This is a genomic window from Frigoribacterium sp. Leaf164 (assembly GCF_001423665.1).
Classification (GTDB): Bacteria; Actinomycetota; Actinomycetes; order Actinomycetales; family Microbacteriaceae; genus Frigoribacterium; species Frigoribacterium endophyticum.
Genome location: NZ_LMOX01000003.1, coordinates 1,211,182 through 1,228,432, shown reverse-complemented (window position 1 = coordinate 1,228,432; position 17,251 = coordinate 1,211,182). Strand labels below are relative to the sequence as shown.

The window sequence follows — 17,251 nt, the reverse complement described above, 5'->3', positions numbered from 1 at the left end:
GCACACCACGACAGACGGAGAATCATGGCCGACGAGCCGACCCAGACCCCCGAGGGCGACGACGCCGAGGGCACCCCCACCTTCGCCCCGGCGATCAAGCGCGACAGCATCGAGCAGGTCGACCTGCAGCTCGAGATGCAGCGCTCGTACCTCGACTACGCGATGAGCGTCATCGTCGGGCGTGCCCTGCCGGAGGTGCGTGACGGCCTCAAGCCCGTCCACCGCCGCGTCATCTACGCGATGTACGACGGCGGCTACCGCCCCGACCGCGCGTTCTCGAAGTGCTCGCGCGTCGTCGGCGACGTCATGGGCCAGTTCCACCCGCACGGCGACACGGCGATCTACGACGCGCTCGTCCGTCTCGTGCAGCCGTGGAGCCTCCGCTACCCGCTCGCCCTGGGCCAGGGAAACTTCGGCTCGCCGGGCAACGACGGCGCCGCCGCCCCCCGGTACACCGAGACGAAGATGGCCCCGCTCGCCCTCGAGATGGTCCGCGACATCGACGAAGACACCGTCGACTTCCAGGACAACTACGACGGCCGCACGCAGGAGCCCGCGATCCTGCCGAGCCGGTTCCCGAACCTCCTCGTCAACGGTTCCGTCGGCATCGCCGTCGGCATGGCCACGAACATCCCGCCGCACAACCTCCGCGAGGTCGCGGCGGGCGCGCAGTGGTACCTCCAGAACCCCGAGGCCACCCGCGAAGAGCTGCTCGAGGCGCTGATCCAGCGCGTCAAGGGCCCCGACTTCCCGACCGGCGCGCAGATCCTCGGCGTCAAGGGCATCCAGGACGCCTACCGCACGGGCCGCGGCTCGATCACCATGCGCGCGGTCGTCTCGGTGGAGGAGATCCAGGGGCGCACCTGCCTCGTCGTCACCGAGCTGCCGTACCAGGTGAACCCCGACAACCTCGCGATCAAGATCGCCGAGCTGGTCAAGGACGGCCGCATCGGCGGCATCGCCGACATCCGCGACGAGACCTCCGGCCGCACCGGCCAGCGCCTCGTCATCGTGCTCAAGCGCGACGCCGTCGCCAAGGTCGTGCTGAACAACCTCTACAAGCACACCAGCCTGCAAGAGAACTTCGGCGCGAACATGCTCGCCATCGTCGACGGCGTGCCCCGCACGCTGGCGCTCGACGGCTTCATCTCGGCGTGGGTCGACCACCAGATCGAGGTCATCGTCCGTCGGACCCAGTTCCGGCTGAAGAAGGCCGAGGCCGACGCGCACATCCTCCGCGGCTACCTCAAGGCGCTCGACGCCCTCGACGAGGTCATCGCGCTCATCCGCCGCTCGCCCACCGTCGAGGAGGCGCGGGGCGGCCTGATGGAGCTGCTCGACGTCGACGAGATCCAGGCCTCGGCCATCCTCNNNTCGAGCGCGAGATCGCCGACTACAAGGACATCCTCGCCAAGCCCGAGCGCCAGCGCAGCATCGTCAGCGACGAGCTGCAGGAGATCACCGACAAGTACGGCGACGACCGCCGCACCGAGATCATGTTCGGCTTCGACGGCGACATGAGCGTCGAGGACCTCATCCCCGAGGAGGAGATGGTCGTCACCATCACCCGCGGCGGGTACGTCAAGCGCACCCGCAGCGACAACTACCGCAGCCAGCACCGCGGCGGCAAGGGAGTCCGCGGCGCCCAGCTCCGCGCCGACGACGTCGTCGACCACTTCTTCGTGACGACGACGCACCACTGGCTGCTCTTCCTCACGAACAAGGGCCGCGTCTACCGCGCCAAGACCTACGAGCTGCAGGAGGCCGGGCGCGACGCCAAGGGCCAGCACGTGGCGAACCTGCTCGCGATGCAGCCCGACGAGTCCATCTCGCAGGTGCTCGACATCCGCGACTACGAGGTGGCGCAGTACCTCGTGCTCGCCACGCGGGAGGGCCTGATCAAGAAGACGGCGCTCACCGAGTACGACACGAACCGCACCGGCGGCATCATCGCGATCAACCTGCGCGACGACGACGAGCTCGTCTCGGCGCTGCTCGTCGACGAGAGCGACGACCTGCTGCTGGTGTCCCGTCACGGCATGTCGCTGCGCTTCACCGCCACCAACGACTCCCTCCGTCCGATGGGGCGCTCGACCTCGGGCGTGAAGGGCATGACCTTCCGCGAGGGCGACACCCTCCTGTCGGCGTCGGTCGCCGACGACACGGGCTACGTGTTCGTCGTCACCGAGGGCGGCTACGCGAAGCGCACCGCCGCCGACCAGTACCGCGTGCAGAACCGCGGCGGCCTCGGCATCAAGGTCGCCAAGCTGGCGGAGGCGCGGGGCGACCTCGCCGGCGCCCTCATCGTCGGCGAGGACGACGAGGTGCTCGTCGTGCTCTCGAGCGGCAAGGTGGTACGGTCTGCCGTGGCCGAGGTGCCGGCCAAGGGCCGTGACACCATGGGCGTGGTGTTCGCGCGCTTCGCCGCTGATGACCGCATCATCGCCGTGGCACGCAACACTGAACGGAATCTCGTGGCACAGTCCGACGAGGCCGTCATCGACGCGGTCGGTGACAACGAAGCTGTGCCCGCCGTGAGCCCCGGCGACGTGATCGACACCGTCGAGAACGCTCCGGAGCCCGCCGTCGAGCCCGCTGACGACAGCACGGAAGAGGAACCGATCAATGAGTAGCGTCGCTGACAGACTCCAGAGCAAGGCCAAGAAGCCCTCGGGCACCAAGCAGGTCCGACTCAAGCTCGTCTACATCGACTTCTGGTCGGTCGTGAAGCTGTCGTTCCTCATCGCGGTGGCCCTCGGCATCATCACGATCGTCGCGACGTTCCTGATCTGGCTGATCCTCAACCAGACCGGGATCTTCAACGACCTCGACACCCTGCTGCGCGACATCCTCGGCGACCAGAACTTCTCCATCCAGGACACGTTCTCGATCGCCCAGATCATGCTCTTCAGCATCGTCGTCGCCGTCCTCAACGTCGTCGTCGGCACCGTCATCGGCGCCATCGTCGCCGTGCTGTACAACCTGAGCGTCCGCGTCACCGGCGGCCTGCTCGTGGGCTTCACGAACAACTGAATCGGCTCACGGGCCGAGCAGACGCTCGATTCGTGAACTCCGTCGTCGTGCTGTAGGCTTTACGACGGTCCGGGGGCTATAGCTCAGGCGGTTAGAGCGCTTCGCTGATAACGAAGAGGTCACAGGTTCAAGTCCTGTTAGCCCCACTCCCGTGAGAACCACCGACGGGTTCCCCGGCGCGGTTCACTCCGCCGAACGGGGCCTTAGCTCAGTTGGTAGAGCGCCTGCTTTGCAAGCAGGATGTCAGGAGTTCGATTCTCCTAGGCTCCACGAAAAATGGGTTTTTCCCTGCTCGTTCCCCTTCGGGGAACTCGCGGGGATTTTTCGTTCGTGCTTGTTGGCTGCGCCGCCGCTCCTGCGGCGCAGCACCGTGCGGGGCCAGCTCCCGAAGGGGGAGGCGCAACGTCGCTTCGCTCGTTGCGGGGGACGTCGCTTCGCTCGTCGCCGCGGGTGACGACGCTTCGCTCGTCACCTGCCGGGGGACGTCGCTTCGCTCGTCATCTGACGGGCGGCGTCGCTTCGCTCGTCGGGGGTGGACGTGCAAGAGGGCCCGCATCGGGGGATGCGGGCCCTCTCGGGGGTGGTGCGGGGTGCTGGGGCGGCTAGGCCTTGGTGTCGGCGTCGTCGTCGGCGACCCAGAGCTCGTCGTCGGCACGGAGGGTCTGCACGGCGGCGAAGACGATCCCGCCGAGGGCGACCACGCCGAGACCGATCAGCAGCACGCCCCCGACGCCGGGGCCCGACTTCTTCTTCGAGGGCACGTACTTGGCCGCGACCTTCGAACCCTGCTTCTTGGCGTTCTTGACGGCCTTCTTCACCTTGGGGTCGTTGACCAGGTCGAGGCCCGAGAGGTAGGAGGCGACGGCCGGGTACACGTCGTGCTTCCAGCGGTCCTGCGCGACGGCCGCGGCGTGCGAGCTCGCGGCGAGGCCGGAGGAGACGGCCGGGCGGACGTTCGCGTCGACGGCGCCCTTGACGCGCGGCACGACGGTCTTGTTCGCGTACTTCACGCCGTGGTCACGGGCGTCACCGATGACCTTGCCGGCGTGGCCGAGGACCTCACGCTGCTCCGACCACACGTCGACCGCGTGCTTCTTGAACTTCTTCAGTTCTTTCTTCTGCTTGCGTGACAGGGCCACAGTGTTCCTCCAACGACTAGTAGGCAACGGGTGAGTACGATGCTGGCCTCCCATCCTGGCACGAGGCATCCTGGCAGGTAACACCGCGATCGCTGGGCACCTGCTGGGGGGTCCGGGCCCTGTGGGAGAATGGCGCTCATGTCCACGCACACTGCTGTCGCCACCCTCACGACCAACCTCGGCACGATCAAGGTCGACCTCTTCGGCGACCACGCCCCCAAGACCGTCGCCAACTTCGTCGGCCTCGCCACCGGAACGATCGAGTGGACCCACCCCGCCACGGGCAAGGTCAGCACCGACAAGCTCTACGACGGCGTCGTCTTCCACCGCATCATCAAGGACTTCATGCTCCAGGGCGGCGACCCGCTCGGCCAGGGCGTCGGCGGCCCCGGCTACCAGTTCGACGACGAGATCCACCCCGAGCTGAACTTCAACGCCCCCTACGTCCTCGCCATGGCCAACGCCGGCACCCGCGGCGGCAAGGGCACCAACGGCTCGCAGTTCTTCATCACCACGGTGCCCACCCCCTGGCTGCAGGGCAAGCACACCATCTTCGGCGTCGTCTCCGACGACGAGTCGAAGAAGGTCGTCGACGCGATCGAGGCCGTCAAGACCGACGCCCGCGACAAGCCGATCGACGACGTCGTGCTCGAGAGCGTCACCATCGACGAGGTCTAGGTGACCGACGCTCCCCGGAACGCCGCGAACTACTGCTACCGCCACCCCGACCGGCAGAGCTTCGTGCTCTGCCAGCGGTGCGGGCGCACGATCTGCGGCGAGTGCCAGACCCCGGCCGCGGTCGGCGTGCACTGCCCCGAGTGCGTGCGTGAGGCGCGCGGTTCCGCGCCGCGCGTGAAGCCGGCCGTCGTGACCCGCTTCCGCGGAGCCGCCGCGGCGGGGAAGCCCGTCGTGACGTACAGCATCATGGCCGTCACCGCGGTCGTCTTCCTGCTGCAGCTGCTCACGGGGGTCGGCAACGGCGTCGTGACGCAGGCGCTCGTCTTCTACGCGCCGGTCGAGATCCAGCAGCCCTGGCGCATGGTCACGACGATGTTCGTCCACGGCAGCTTCTGGCACATCCTCTTCAACATGTACTCCCTGTACATCTTCGGAGCGGAGCTCGAACGCCAGCTCGGTCGGGCCCGGTACGCGGCGCTGTACTTCATCGCCGGCATCGGCGGGTCGGCGGCGGTCGCGGTCCTGGCACCGTCCTCGGTGGTGCTGGGCGCCTCCGGTGCGGTGTTCGGCCTCATGGCCGCGTTCTTCGTGATCGCCCGCAGCCTCGGCAGCCGCAGCATCCAGCTGCTGGTGCTCGTGGCGATCAACCTCGCCCTCGGCTTCATCCTGCCGAGCGTCGCCTGGCAGGCCCACGTCGGTGGCCTGATCGCCGGAGGCGCGGTGGCGTTCCTGTACTCCAAGACACGTCACCGGTCGAAGCGCGCCCTGCAGACCGGCGTGCTCGTCGCCCTCGGCGTCGCGGTGGTCGCGATCACCCTGCTCAGGTCGGCGCAGCTGATCGGTCTGCTCTGAGCGTCGAGCGCCGTCCGGGCTCGAACACCTGAACGACAGAAGAGGCGGCTCCCCTGTGGGGAGCCGCCTCTTCTCGGTTCTGGCCGGGCAGTGTGACCGGGATTTTCTCCTCAGTCTTCTCCACAGGGAGTTATCCACAGGCTTATTAACACTGGGGAGAACTACGCGGGGGTAGTTCCGAAGACCCGTTCGAGCAGGCCGTGACGCGGAGAGCCCGCGTCAGCGCCAGCGGGTGGTCATGAGGAAGCCGACGAACATGATGCCGAAGCCGATCAGGATGTTCCACGAGCCGAGCGACTGCACGGGCAGCGTGCTCTGGCTGACGTAGAACACCACGATCCAGGCCAGGCCGACGAGCATGAAGCCGAACATGACCGGCTTGAACCAGACCGGGTTCGGCGCCTCGGCGGAGGTCTGAGCCTCGCCGGAGCGGGCCTCGCGGGCGCGGGCGGGCTTCGTCGTGCGGTTCTTGTCAGTGGCCATGGCGCACATACTAGCGTCCCGGGTGCTGGGGGAGCCCTGGTCCCTCCCCAGGTGAACGCCGTGTGACGGCCGCTTTCCCGCACGGGTCCAGCACGTAGGATCGAGCCATGGATGACGACTCCCGCCGGTCCCGTGGCCGACGCCGTGCCGCCGCGGCGAAGCCGCCACGGCCTCGCCGGCCCCGACGGCGCGTCTCGGTCGTGGGGGTCTTCGGCGAGCTGCTGATCACGGCGGGCGTCCTCGTGCTGCTGTTCATCGCGTGGCAGCAGTGGTTCAACGACCTCGTCGTCGCCGACGAGCACCGTGACCAGGCGTCGCAGCTCAGCGAGCAGTTCGAGCAGCAGGCCAGCGCGGCGCCCACGGAGGTGCCCGAGGGCGCCGACCCACCGGTGACGGCCGCGCCGGCCGAGGCGCAGACCTTCGCGAACTTCTACGTGCCCCGCTTCGGCGCCGACTACGCCGTGCCCATCGCCGGCGGCACGAGCACGGTGCGCACGCTCAACAAGATCGGCATCGGCCACTACGACGAGACGCAGATGCCGGGTCAGGTCGGCAACTTCGGCATCGCGGCGCACCGCACGACGTACGGGGCGCCGTTCAACAAGATCGCCGACCTGCAGCCCGGCGACAAGATCTACGTGCAGACGCAGGACGGCTGGTACACGTACACCTTCCGCAACCTGCAGTACGTGCCGGCGACCCAGGTCTCCGTGCTGCAGCCGGTGCCCGACGCACCCGACGTGAGCGCCGCCTCCGGCGAGCGTCTCATCACGCTGACCAGCTGCAACCCGATGTTCACGGCGCAGGAGCGCATCGTGGCGTACGGGGTCTACGATTCGTGGTCGCCCCTCACCGAGGTGCCGGCCGAGCTGGCCGCGGCCGGAGTGGGAGCCTGACGATGTACTCGAGCCTCTGGCGCGTCCTGCCCGGCCCCTGGTGGGTGCGGCTGTTCCTCGTCCTCGTGCTGCTCGCAGCCGCCCTGTACGCCCTCGTCGAGTGGGTCTTCCCGTTCGTCAACGAGATCATCCCCGCCCCCGACGTCACCGTGGAGACCCCGTGACCCGAGTACTCGTCGTCGACAACTACGACAGCTTCGTCTACACGCTGAACGGCTACCTGCAGCAGCTCGGCGCCGAGACCGACGTCGTGCGCAACGACGCCTTCGCCGCCGCCGACGTCGCGGCGCGCATCGCCGACTACGACGCCGTCCTGCTGTCGCCGGGCCCGGGCACGCCGGCCGCGGCCGGCGTCTCGATCGACGTCGTGCACGCGGCGCTCGAGGCCGACCTGCCCCTGCTCGGCGTGTGCCTCGGCCACCAGGCGATCGCCGAGGCGATGGGCGCGACCGTCACCCACGCCGAGGAGCTCATGCACGGCAAGACGTCGCAGGTCAGCCACGACGCGAGCGTGATCTACGACGGCGTGCCGCAGCCCTTCACGGCCACCCGGTACCACTCGCTGGCGGTCGTCGACGAGACCGTGCCGACCGACCTCGAGGTGACCTCGCGGACGGACGGCGGGGTGATCATGGGCCTGCAGCACCGGTCGGCGCCCGTCTACGGCGTGCAGTTCCACCCGGAGTCGGTACTCACCCAGGGCGGTTACCGGATGATCGGCAACTGGCTCGGAGTCGCGGGCCTGCCGGAGGCGGCGGTCACCGCCCGAGGGCTCGACCCGTTGACGGGTCGCCGCTGACCGGACGGCGCACCGGGCGCATGAACGCGTCCCGGGCCGCCGGGGCTACTCGGCGCTGCAGATGCCCAGCTGGATCGTCGAGCCCTGCGGCTGGTCGCCCGGCGGCAGGGACTGCGTCGACACGCTCTGGCCGGAGCAGCCGGCGTCGGGGTAGGTGCCGACCACGAGGCCCAGCTCGTCGCCCAGGACGCTCATCGCCGCCGTCACCGACTGACGCGTGACGTCGGGCACCTGCACCAGGCCGTTCGAGACGACGAGGTCGACCGTCGTGCCCTCGGCCACCTGCTCGGCCTCGGCGGGGTCGGCCTCGAGCACGCCCCCCGCGGGGACGTCGGTCGAGTAGTCGGTCGTCTGCGTGCCCTGGGTGAGCCCGGCGCCGGTGACGGCCGCCCAGGCGGCCGCGACGTCGAGCCCCTTCAGGGCCGGGACGGCGACCATGGTCGGCCCCGAGGAGACCTGCAGGGTCACCTCGGTCTCCTCCGGCACCTCCGTGGTGCCCTCGGCCGGGGAGGCGCCGATCACCTCGTCGACCGGGACGGAGTCGCTGGGCACGTCGGCGCGGACGGCCACCAGCCCGACGTCCTCCAGGGCCGCCGCGGCGTCGTCGTAGCTCATGCCCACGACGGCGGGCACGGTCGAGCCCGTGGCCGTCGCGATCTCGGGGGGCTTGATGTTGGCGACCCAGAAGACGACGGCGAGCACGACGATGGCGACGAGCACGATGCCGGCCCAGATCCACGCGACCGGCGGTCGCGTCTGCGTGCGCTGCGGCCGGTCGTTGTCGTCGGAGGAGAGCTCCTTCAGGGCCGCGTCGCTGCCGACCGCGGACAGCGCGTCGACGCCGAACATGGTCGCGTTAGCGTCGTGCACGGGCTGCCGCCGCGCCGGGGCGCGCCCCGCGGCGGCCGCGGCGACGTCGTCCCGGAACTCGGCCGCGGTCTGGAACCGCTCGAAGCGGTCCTTCGCCAAGGCGCGGAGCACGACGGCGTCGAGGCCCGGCGAGACCGCCGGGGCGATCGTGCTCGGCGGGACGGGAGCCTCGCTGACGTGCTGGTAGGCGACAGCGACCGGTGACGAGCCCCGGAACGGCGGCCGGCCGGTGAGCAGCTCGAAGAGCATGACGCCGGTCGAGTAGAGGTCGGAGCGGGCGTCGACGGTCTCGCCGCGCGCCTGCTCGGGGCTGAAGTACTGGGCGGTGCCGAGGATCGCCGTCGTCTGTGCGACGGTCGCGGCGGAGTCGGAGATGGCCCGGGCGATGCCGAAGTCCATCACCTTCACCTGGCCCGCGTGGGTGACCATGACGTTGCCGGGCTTGATGTCGCGGTGCACGATGCCGGCGCGGTGCGAGTACTCGAGGGCGGTGAGCACGCCCTCCGTGAGGCGGGCTGCCTCTCCAGGCTCGAGCGGGCCCTCGGCGACGATGTCCTTGAGGAGGCGGCCCTCGACGTACTCCATGATGATGAAGGGCACCTGCACCTCCTGGCCGCGCGCGTCGCGGGCGGACTCCTCGCCGGCGTCGAAGACGCGGACGATGGTGGGGTGGGCCATGCGGGCGGCCGCCTGGGCCTCCTGGCGGAAGCGGGTGCGGAAGGCCGGGTCGAGCGCCAGCGACGGCTTCATCAGCTTGATCGCGACCTTGCGCCCCAGCCGGGCGTCGGTGCCGACGTGGACGTCGGCCATCCCGCCCCGACCGATGAGATCGCCGATCTGATACCGGTTGGCGAGGAGGTGGATTCCCTCTCTCACGCCTTCAACCACGCCCTGCACTCCCGTCGCGACCGCAGGTCGGATCAGCGGTCCTCGCAAGTGTACTTGTCGCCCCGCCCCCCATCCGGGTCGCGCGGTACGCCGGGAGGATGATTGTCAGGGCTTCGTGATGCTCCCGTGACGTGACGACGGCCGCGGCCCCGAGGGGGTCGCGGCCGTCGTGGCGGAGCGGGTGAGGGACTAGCGGCTCGGCACCGGGACCGAGGGCTCGTCCGACTCGCCGGCGCCCGGGTCGGTGGGCGTGGTGGCCGTGATCGTCACCCCAGCGGAGGCGGCGCTCTGCAGCGAGCCGCAGTTGGCGACGTAGGACACCGTGACGTTGCCGGCCGTGCTCGACTTCACCTGCACCTGCGTCACGTTGGTGCCCAGCCCGCCGCTGGTCGCACCGGCGGCGTCCGTGCCGGGCTCGGTGATCGTGTATGTGTAGCCCGTCAGCGAGTACCCCGAAGGGCAGTTCTGGTAGGGCTGCCACGAGACGGTCGCCGTCGTCGCACCGTCGGCGGGGATGCTGCTCGGGGAGGCCGTCGGAGCCGTGGGCTGCGTCGGCTGGGGCGCGGCGCGGTAGATCGAGAGCGTGATGGTGCTGCCCTTCGTCACGTTGCCGGTCGGGTTCAGGCTCGCGACGGTGCCGTCCGCCGCCGGGTCGGGTGCCGGCGTCGAGCTGTCCTGGGACAGGACGACGAGGCCCAGGTCCTCGAGCTGGGCCCGGGCGTCGTCCTCGGCCAGGCCGACGAAGTCGCTCGAGTCGACCTGGACGGTGGTGGGCGTCGCGCTCGGCGTGGGGGTCGGGGTCGTCGGCTCGGGGGTCGGCGTCGACGAGGTGACGCTCGGCGTCGGCGCGGGCTCCGGGTCGTCGCCGTTCAGGGCGAAGGCCGCGAGGGCGATCACGCCCGCGAGCACCAGGACGCCGAGGACGATGAGCGGCCAGAACCAGGGGCTGCGCTTCTTCTTCTCGTCGTCGAGCTCGTCGCCGCGGAGTGCGTCGGGGTCGGCCGAGCCGGGCACGTAGGCCCCGGTCGCGGCGGCGCCGGCGGGCGCGAAGGCGCGCGTGCTGTCGTCCTGCGCGGAGAAGAGCTGGGTGGCGGCCTCGGCGCCGGCCGCGCCGGCGGCGACGCCGATGGCCGGGACGGCGACCGTGGCTGCCGCGACGTCGCCGCGGCGGAGCGCGCGAGCGGCCTGCGCGAGGGCCGACGCGGACGCGGGGCGGTCGGCCGGCTTCTTGGCGATGCAGGAGAGCACCAGGCGACGGACGGGCTCCGGGACGGAGGCCGGGAGGTCCGGCGGCTGCTCGTTGATCTGCGCCATGGCGATGGCGACCTGCGACTCGCCCGTGAAGGGGCGACGGCCGGCGAGGGCCTCGTAGGCGACGATGCCGAGCGAGTAGATGTCGGTGCTCGGCGACGCGGGGTGGCCGCTGGCCTGCTCGGGCGACAGGTACTGGACGGTGCCCATCACCTGGCCGGTGGCCGTCAACGGCACCTGGTCGGCGATGCGGGCGATGCCGAAGTCGGTGATCTTGACGCGCCCGTCGGGCGTGACGAGCAGGTTGCCCGGCTTGATGTCGCGGTGCACGAGGCCCGCCGCGTGGGCGGCCTGGAGGGCCGAGGCGGTCTGCGCGACGATGTCGAGCACCTTGTCGGTGGGGAGCACGCGGTCGCGCTCGAGCACCGTCGACATGGCCTCGCCGGGCACGAGCTCCATCACGAGGTAGGCGCTGCCCTCCTCCTCGCCGTAGTCGAAGACGTTCGCGATGCCCTCGTGGTTGACGAGGGCCGCGTGCCGCGCCTCGGCCCGGAAGCGCTCGAGGAACCCGGGGTCGCCCAGGTACTCGTCCTTCAGGATCTTGATCGCGACCGTGCGGCCGATGACGAGGTCGGTGGCTTCCCAGACCTCGCCCATGCCGCCGATGGCGACGCGGGTCGACAACTGGTATCGCCCACCGAAGGTGATTCCGCCGGAAGGTCTCATCTGTTCAGCACCGCCTCTAGTACTTTCTTCGCGATTGGTGACGCGACACTGTTGCCGAAGGCCGACTGGCCCTGTCCTCCGCCGTTCTCGACGACGACGGCCACCGCGACCTGGGGGTCGACCGCGGGGGCGAAGCCGGTGAACCAGAGCGTGTAGGGGTCGCCCGGGCCGTTCTCCGCCGTGCCGGTCTTGCCGGCCACGTCGACGCCACTGATTCTCGCATTGCTGGCGGCGCCGTCGGCGACGTCCTGCACCATCATGTCGGTCATCGTGGACGCGGTGTCGGCGCTGATCGGCTTGCCGTACTCGGTCGGCGAGAAGTCCCGCACCGGGCTCAGGTCGGGGTTCAGGACGCTCTCGACGAGGGTGGGGTCCATCTGCGTGCCGCCGTTGGCGATCGCCGCCGAGACCATGGCCATCTGGAGCGGCGTGACGCGGTCCGAGCCCTGACCGAACGACTGGAGCATGAGCGAGGCGTCGCTGATGGGGTCGCCGTCCTCGTCGGTGATCGGGAACTGGCTCGGGGTCACGGCCTGCGGGATCGCGATCGAGTCGTCGCCGAAGCCGAACGCCTCCGCCTGCTCCTGCAGGGCGTCGGCGCCGAGCTGCTGGCCGAGCTGCGCCATCGGGATGTTGCACGAGAGGCGCAGGGCCGTCGCCAGCGTGGCGGTCTCGCCGCCGCCGCAGCTGCCGCCCTCGGCGTTGTTGATGTTCGTCGAGGTGCCGGGCAGGGTCAGCGTGGCCGGGTTGGGGAACTCGCTGTCGGGCGTGTAGTCGCCGCTCTCCAGCGCCGCCGCGGTCGTGACCAGCTTGAAGGTCGACCCGGGGGCGTAGAGGTCGCCCTGGATGGCCCGGTTCTGCAGCGGGTCGCCCGGGTCGGCCACGAGCTGGTCGTAGGAGGCCTTGACGGCGTCGCGGTCGTGGCTGGCGAGGAGGTTCGGGTCGTAGCTCTCCTTCGACACCATCGCGAGGATCGCGCCGGTCGAGGGGTCGACGGCGACGACCGCGCCCGAGTTGTCGCCCAGGGCGTCGTACGCGGCCTGCTGCACGGCCGGGTCGATCGTGAGGTTGACCGTGGCGCCCTCAGGGTCCTGCCCGGTGAGCACGGAGTTGACCTGATCGAAGAACTGGGCGTTCGCGTTGCCGGTGAGGTAGTCGTTCATGGAGTCCTCGATGCCCCGCGACCCCTGGCCCAGCGTGTAGTAGCCGGTGACGGGGGCGTAGAGCTCGGCCGACGGGTAGGTGCGCTGGAACTCGTACACGTCGTCGACGGGCACGGACTGCGCGACCGGCTGGCCGTCCACGAGGATCGGCCCGCGCTGCGCCGAGTAGCTCGCGAGCAGCGTGCGGTAGTTGCGGCTGTCCGCCCGCAGCGAGTCGGCCTGGAAGGCCGTGATGTACGTGCTCGAGACGAGCAGTGCGACGAACATCGCCAGCACGACGAAGCTCACGCGTCTCAGTTCCTTGTTCATCAGCCGACCACCAGCCTCGGTTGGGAGCGCACCGAATCGGACAGGCGCAGCAGCAGGGCCACGATGATCCAGTTCGCCACGAGCGACGACCCGCCCGCCGCGAGGAAGGGCGCGGTGAGGCCGGTCAGGGGGATGACGCGGGTGACGCCGCCGAGGACGACGAAGACCTGCAGGGCGATGACGAACGAGACGCCGACGCCGAGCATGCGGCCGAAGTCGTCCTGGCCGACGAAGCCGATGCGGAAGCCCCGCGACACCAGCAGCATGTAGAGCGCGAGGATCGCGAAGATGCCGGCGAGCCCGAGCTCCTCGCCGAGGGCCGCGAAGATGTAGTCGCTCTCGGCCAGCGGGGTCGTCTGCGGGCGGCCCTGGCCGAGGCCGGTGCCGAGCAGGCCGCCGTTCGCGAAGCCGAACAGACCGGTCACCAGCTGGAACGACCCACCGTCGGCGTTGTACTCGACCGGGTCGAACGGGTTGAGCCAGGCGGCGAAGCGCCCCTGCACGTAGCCGAGGAAGGTGCTGGCGACGAGGGCCCCGCCGAGGAAGAGCGTGAGGCCGAGCACGATCCAGCTGGCGCGCCCCGTGCCGATGTAGATCATCACGAGGAACAGGCCGAAGTAGAGCAGCGAGGTGCCGAGGTCGCGCTGGAAGATCAGCACGCCCATCGCCACGAGCCAGACGATGAGGATCGGGCCGAGGTCGCGGGCACGGGGGAACCGCATGCCGAGGATCTTCGGGCCCATCAGCGAGAGGTTGTCGCGCGCGGTCACGAGGTAGCCGGCGAAGAAGACGGCGAGCGTGATCTTCGCGATCTCGCCGGGCTGGAACGAGAAGGGCCCGAGGTCGATCCAGACGCGGGCGTTGAGGCCCTCACGGCCGATGCCCGGCACCAGCGGCAGCAGCAGCAGCACGATCGAGACGAACATCGCGATGTAGCGGTACCGCGACAGCACGCGGTAGTTGCGGATGACGAGCAGCGCCACCAGGGCGATCGCCATCGCCATGGCCGTCCAGGCGATCTGCTTGATGCCGAGGGCGTCCCACCCGGCGACGCCGCGGGCCAGGTCGAGGCGGTAGATCTCGGCGATGCCGATGCCGTTGAGCGTGAGCGCGATCGGCATGATGAACGGGTCGGCCTCGCGGGCGACGACGCGCAGCACGAGGTGGAAGACCAGGGCCAGGCCGAGGATGCTCGAGCCCGACACGAGGACGCTCGGGTCGATCGCCCCCGTGGCCCCCAGCTGGACCAGCACGATCGCGCCGGCGCAGATGCCCGCCGCGGCGACGAGCATCAGCAGCTCGAGGTTGCGGAGCCGGGCCGGCTGACGCAGGCGGATGGTGATGGCCTGCGTGAAGTTCTCCGGGGGAGCGGAGGCGGCGGACGACGTGACGGGCCCGCGGGAGCCTCCCGCGCCTCCTCGGGACTGGCCGATCAGCTCGGTCGACGCGTCGTCACTCGGCCGCATCGGTCAGCCTCTCGACGATGGCGCGCGCGTCGCTGAGCGAGTCGGCGTTGATCGTGTCGCGCACGGTCAGCTGCGTGTAGTTGGGCAGGTCGTCGACCTGCACGGGGGTCTCTTCGTAGACCTCGCTGAGGCTGATCGGGCCGAGGGTCTGCTGCACGCCCTTGTAGATGACGACGGTGCCCTCGCGCTCGCCCACGTAGTAGTGGTCCTGGGTCCACTGGTAGGCCAGCACGAGGCCGGCGGCCAGGGCCCCGACCGCGACGACGAGGGCGACCAGCCAGGTGACGCGACGACGGCGACGACGACGACGGTCCTCGGCGATGAGCTCGGCGAGGTACTCGTCGCTCTCGGGCTCGAAGTGGCTGTCCTCCGGCGTGGTCGCGACCTTGAGCGGGTGAAGCAGGATGCTGGGCAGGCGCAGCGACTTGCGCCCGGCCTCGCCCTCGAAGGTGAGGGGCTCGGAGGCCGAGCCGACCGTGACGGCGGGCTCCACCGAGGAGTCGCCCGACTCGTCGACGTCGACGACGACGACGGTGACGTTGTCGGGGGCGCCGTGGTCGAGCGTCTCCTTCACCAGGCGACGGCAGGTCTGCTCGGGGTCGAGGCCCGCCGCGAGGGCCTTCTTGATGCGGTCCTCCGCCAGGTAGCTGCTGAGGCCGTCGGAGCAGATCAGCCAGCGGTCGCCCGGCAGCGTGCCGAGGGTCGCGGTGTCGATCTCGGGCGCCGCGTCGACGTCGCCGAGCACGCGCATCAGCACGCTCCTGCGGGGGTGGACCGCCGCCTCCTCGGCCGTGATCCGGCCGCTGTCGACGAGGCGCTGCACGAACGTGTGGTCGGCGGTGATCTGGCTGAGCTCGCCCTCGCGCCACAGGTAGATGCGCGAGTCGCCGATGTGCGCGACGGTCATGCTGTCGCCGACGCGCAGCAGCGCGCTGACGGTCGTGCCCATGCCGGTGAGCTCCTGGTGCTCGAAGACCGTCTCGGCGAGCAGCTGGTTCGCGGCGATCAGCGACGACTGCAGCGCGAACTCGGCGTCGCCGGGCGAGGTGTACTGCTTGTCGGTCTCGCGGATGCGGCGGATCGCGATCGCCGAGGCGACGTCGCCCCCCGCGTGCCCGCCCATGCCGTCGGCGACGACGAACAGCTGTGTGCCGGCGTAGCCGCTGTCCTGGTTGTTGGACCGGATCTTGCCCACGTGGGACAGAGCGGCGCTCTTGGGGTGCGTCACGGGCGCTACCGTCGCAGCTCGAAGCTCGTCTGCCCGATCGTCACGGTGGCGCCGACCGGCACCGGTGTGGGAACGGTCACTCGCTCGCCCGCGAGGAAGGTGCCGTTCGTGCTGTCGAGGTCCTGCACGACCCAGCGGCCGTTCCAGAGCATCAGACGGGCGTGGTGCGTGGAGGTGTAGTCGTCGCGGATCACGAGGTTGCTCTCCTGCGAGCGACCGATCGTGAGCGGGCCGTCGCCGAGCGGCATCTCGAGGCCGGCCTTGGCGCCCTTCGTGATCACCAGGCGGGACGCGGGGCCGTCACCGGCGGGGGCGGGCCGACCCGCGCCTCCTGCAGGGGCCGGCGTCACCGGTGCTCGCGGAGCCGCGGGTGCCGGAGGCGCGGTGGCGGTCGACTGCGCCTGCCCCGACCCGCCGTCGGTGGGCAGCTTGCGCGCCCGCTGGCCGAAGAGGTCGGAGCGGAGCGCGAACACGATGGCGAAGACGAAGAGCCACAGCACGGCCAGGAAGCCGAACCGGAGGGCGAGGAGGGTGAGCTCGCTGGTCATCGACGGGCCTCCCGGGAGTCGGGCCCGGCGAAGGGGTCGGGCGTCGAGGACAGGGGGAGCACGCGGAACACGATACGCGTACGACCGATCTCGATCGTGGAGTCGGGCAGCAGGGGCGACTTCTTGAGCGGTGCGCCGTTGAGCTTCGAGCCGTTCGTCGACCCCAGGTCGCGGACCTGCGCGTGCTGGCCGTCCCACAGGACCTCGACGTGCTGACGGCTCGTGCCGGTGTCGCTCACCGTGATGTCGGCGTCGCTGCCCCGGCCGATGACGGTGCGCTGGCCGACCAGCGGGTGGCGCACCCCGTCGATCTCGACGAACGGACGCCACTTGACCTCGCCGCGGACGGTGCCCGACTCGATCGACATGATGCCGACGCTGAGCGAGTCGTCCTCCTGCAGCCGCACGCTGAGCGGGCCGGCGAAGGCGTAGCCCTGAGCGGTCGCGTGGCGCTGGGTCAGCTGCGTGAGCTCGTCGATCAGAGTCGGGCCGATGGCCGACATCTTCGCGTGGTCGGTCGCCGACAGCCGGACGACGAGGTCGTTGGGCACCAGGATCCGGTCGCGCGAGACGACGGCGGCCTTCGTGTCGAGCTCACGACGCAGGGCGTTCGTGATCTCCAGCGGCTGGACGCCCGAACGGAACGTCTTGGCGAAGGCACCGTTGACGGCGCGCTCCAGCCCACGTTCGAAGTTGTCGAGCAGTCCCATGCGTCTCCAGGTCGGGGGTCACTGGTCGCCCGATCTTAGCCGGGTCGCGTGCGAGGTCGGTGTCGGCCAGCCTGGGGACGCTCATCCGGGCCCCTCCACCGTGCTAGAGTTGCTGAGTTCGCGCGAGTGGCGGAATTGGCAGACGCGCTGGCTTCAGGTGCCAGTGCTCGAAAGGGCGTGGGGGTTCAAGTCCCCCCTCGCGCACGAACGAG

At 70.2% G+C, this 17,251-nt stretch carries 16 protein-coding genes, 3 tRNA genes and 1 pseudogene; 11 read left to right on the top strand and 9 right to left on the bottom strand.

Features of this window, described 5'->3' with window-relative positions; translation table 11 throughout:
* Window positions 1–24 precede the first annotated feature (24 nt).
* The 5 genes and pseudogenes from ASF82_RS16215 to ASF82_RS13760 form a co-directional block, all read left to right on the top strand.
* Window positions 25–1,371: pseudogene (locus tag ASF82_RS16215) on the top strand (DNA gyrase subunit A); the annotation flags it as partial.
* Window positions 1,372–1,374: 3 nt separating this feature from the next.
* Window positions 1,375–2,633: DNA gyrase C-terminal beta-propeller domain-containing protein (locus tag ASF82_RS16210; RefSeq protein WP_304437985.1), on the top strand; the 1,259-nt coding region annotated here is incomplete at its 5' end.
* Complete coding sequence (locus tag ASF82_RS13770; RefSeq protein WP_056058111.1) at window positions 2,626–3,033, top strand: DUF3566 domain-containing protein; 408 nt, start codon at window positions 2,626–2,628, stop codon at window positions 3,031–3,033. The genes ASF82_RS16210 and ASF82_RS13770, both read left to right, overlap by 8 nt.
* A gap of 72 nt (window positions 3,034–3,105) precedes the next feature.
* Window positions 3,106–3,179 (top strand) — tRNA-Ile (locus ASF82_RS13765).
* 51 nt (window positions 3,180–3,230) lie between these two features.
* Window positions 3,231–3,303: transfer RNA gene (locus ASF82_RS13760), tRNA-Ala, on the top strand.
* A gap of 332 nt (window positions 3,304–3,635) precedes the next feature.
* On the opposite strand, the gene ASF82_RS13755 is transcribed toward ASF82_RS13760, so the two are convergent.
* On the bottom strand, window positions 3,636–4,172 hold the full coding sequence (locus ASF82_RS13755; protein ID WP_056058109.1) for a hypothetical protein: 537 nt from the start codon (window positions 4,170–4,172) through the stop codon (window positions 3,636–3,638).
* Window positions 4,173–4,310: 138 nt separating this feature from the next.
* Between ASF82_RS13755 and ASF82_RS13750 the strand changes: the two genes are divergently transcribed.
* The gene (locus ASF82_RS13750; protein ID WP_056059244.1) at window positions 4,311–4,850 is read left to right on the top strand and encodes a peptidylprolyl isomerase; all 540 of its coding nucleotides are present in this window, start codon (window positions 4,311–4,313) and stop codon (window positions 4,848–4,850) included.
* Window positions 4,851–5,702 carry a rhomboid family intramembrane serine protease gene (locus tag ASF82_RS13745; RefSeq protein ID WP_056058106.1) on the top strand — a complete coding sequence of 284 codons (852 nt, stop codon included), beginning with the start codon at window positions 4,851–4,853 and terminating at the stop codon, window positions 5,700–5,702.
* Between the two features lie 219 nt (window positions 5,703–5,921).
* Here ASF82_RS13745 and ASF82_RS13740 read toward each other — a convergent pair whose 3' ends face one another.
* On the bottom strand, window positions 5,922–6,185 hold the full coding sequence (locus ASF82_RS13740; RefSeq protein WP_056058103.1) for a cell division protein CrgA: 264 nt from the start codon (window positions 6,183–6,185) through the stop codon (window positions 5,922–5,924).
* Window positions 6,186–6,292: 107 nt separating this feature from the next.
* Between ASF82_RS13740 and ASF82_RS13735 the strand changes: the two genes are divergently transcribed.
* Genes ASF82_RS13735 through ASF82_RS13730 form a run of 3 tightly spaced genes read left to right on the top strand, consistent with a single transcriptional unit; the run spans window position 6,293 to window position 7,880 of the window.
* Window positions 6,293–7,081 (top strand): class E sortase, encoded by a 789-nt coding sequence (locus tag ASF82_RS13735; RefSeq protein ID WP_082514651.1) that lies wholly within the window; start codon window positions 6,293–6,295, stop codon window positions 7,079–7,081.
* Window positions 7,082–7,083: 2 nt separating this feature from the next.
* Complete coding sequence (locus ASF82_RS15965) at window positions 7,084–7,245, top strand: hypothetical protein (protein ID WP_185230687.1); 162 nt, start codon at window positions 7,084–7,086, stop codon at window positions 7,243–7,245.
* Complete coding sequence (locus ASF82_RS13730) at window positions 7,242–7,880, top strand: aminodeoxychorismate/anthranilate synthase component II (RefSeq protein ID WP_056058098.1); 639 nt, start codon at window positions 7,242–7,244, stop codon at window positions 7,878–7,880. The genes ASF82_RS15965 and ASF82_RS13730 overlap by 4 nt, the downstream gene beginning before the upstream one ends.
* A 45-nt stretch (window positions 7,881–7,925) precedes the next feature.
* On the opposite strand, the gene pknB is transcribed toward ASF82_RS13730, so the two are convergent.
* The 7 genes from pknB to ASF82_RS13695 form a co-directional block, all read right to left on the bottom strand.
* Window positions 7,926–9,626 carry a Stk1 family PASTA domain-containing Ser/Thr kinase gene (gene pknB / locus ASF82_RS13725; protein WP_200932004.1) on the bottom strand — a complete coding sequence of 567 codons (1,701 nt, stop codon included), beginning with the start codon at window positions 9,624–9,626 and terminating at the stop codon, window positions 7,926–7,928.
* 201 nt (window positions 9,627–9,827) lie between these two features.
* Window positions 9,828–11,615, bottom strand: a complete 1,788-nt coding sequence (locus ASF82_RS13720; protein WP_056058095.1) for a protein kinase — start codon at window positions 11,613–11,615, stop codon at window positions 9,828–9,830.
* Entirely contained in the window at window positions 11,612–13,087 is a 1,476-nt protein-coding gene (locus ASF82_RS13715; protein WP_056058092.1) for a penicillin-binding protein 2, read from the bottom strand. The genes ASF82_RS13720 and ASF82_RS13715 overlap by 4 nt, the downstream gene beginning before the upstream one ends.
* Window positions 13,087–14,553, bottom strand: coding sequence for an FtsW/RodA/SpoVE family cell cycle protein (locus ASF82_RS13710; RefSeq protein ID WP_082514650.1), 1,467 nt, complete (start codon window positions 14,551–14,553; stop codon window positions 13,087–13,089). The genes ASF82_RS13715 and ASF82_RS13710 overlap by 1 nt, the downstream gene beginning before the upstream one ends.
* Window positions 14,540–15,781 carry a PP2C family serine/threonine-protein phosphatase gene (locus tag ASF82_RS13705; protein ID WP_056058088.1) on the bottom strand — a complete coding sequence of 414 codons (1,242 nt, stop codon included), beginning with the start codon at window positions 15,779–15,781 and terminating at the stop codon, window positions 14,540–14,542. The genes ASF82_RS13710 and ASF82_RS13705 overlap by 14 nt, the downstream gene beginning before the upstream one ends.
* Before the next feature lie 5 nt (window positions 15,782–15,786).
* Window positions 15,787–16,329: an FHA domain-containing protein gene (locus tag ASF82_RS13700; protein ID WP_056058086.1), complete on the bottom strand. Its 543-nt coding sequence runs from the start codon at window positions 16,327–16,329 to the stop codon at window positions 15,787–15,789.
* Window positions 16,326–17,039: a DUF3662 and FHA domain-containing protein gene (locus tag ASF82_RS13695; protein ID WP_056058083.1), complete on the bottom strand. Its 714-nt coding sequence runs from the start codon at window positions 17,037–17,039 to the stop codon at window positions 16,326–16,328. Before ASF82_RS13695 ends, ASF82_RS13700 begins: the two co-directional genes overlap by 4 nt.
* Before the next feature lie 120 nt (window positions 17,040–17,159).
* Between ASF82_RS13695 and ASF82_RS13690 the strand changes: the two genes are divergently transcribed.
* Window positions 17,160–17,243: transfer RNA gene (locus ASF82_RS13690), tRNA-Leu, on the top strand.
* Window positions 17,244–17,251 lie beyond the last annotated feature (8 nt).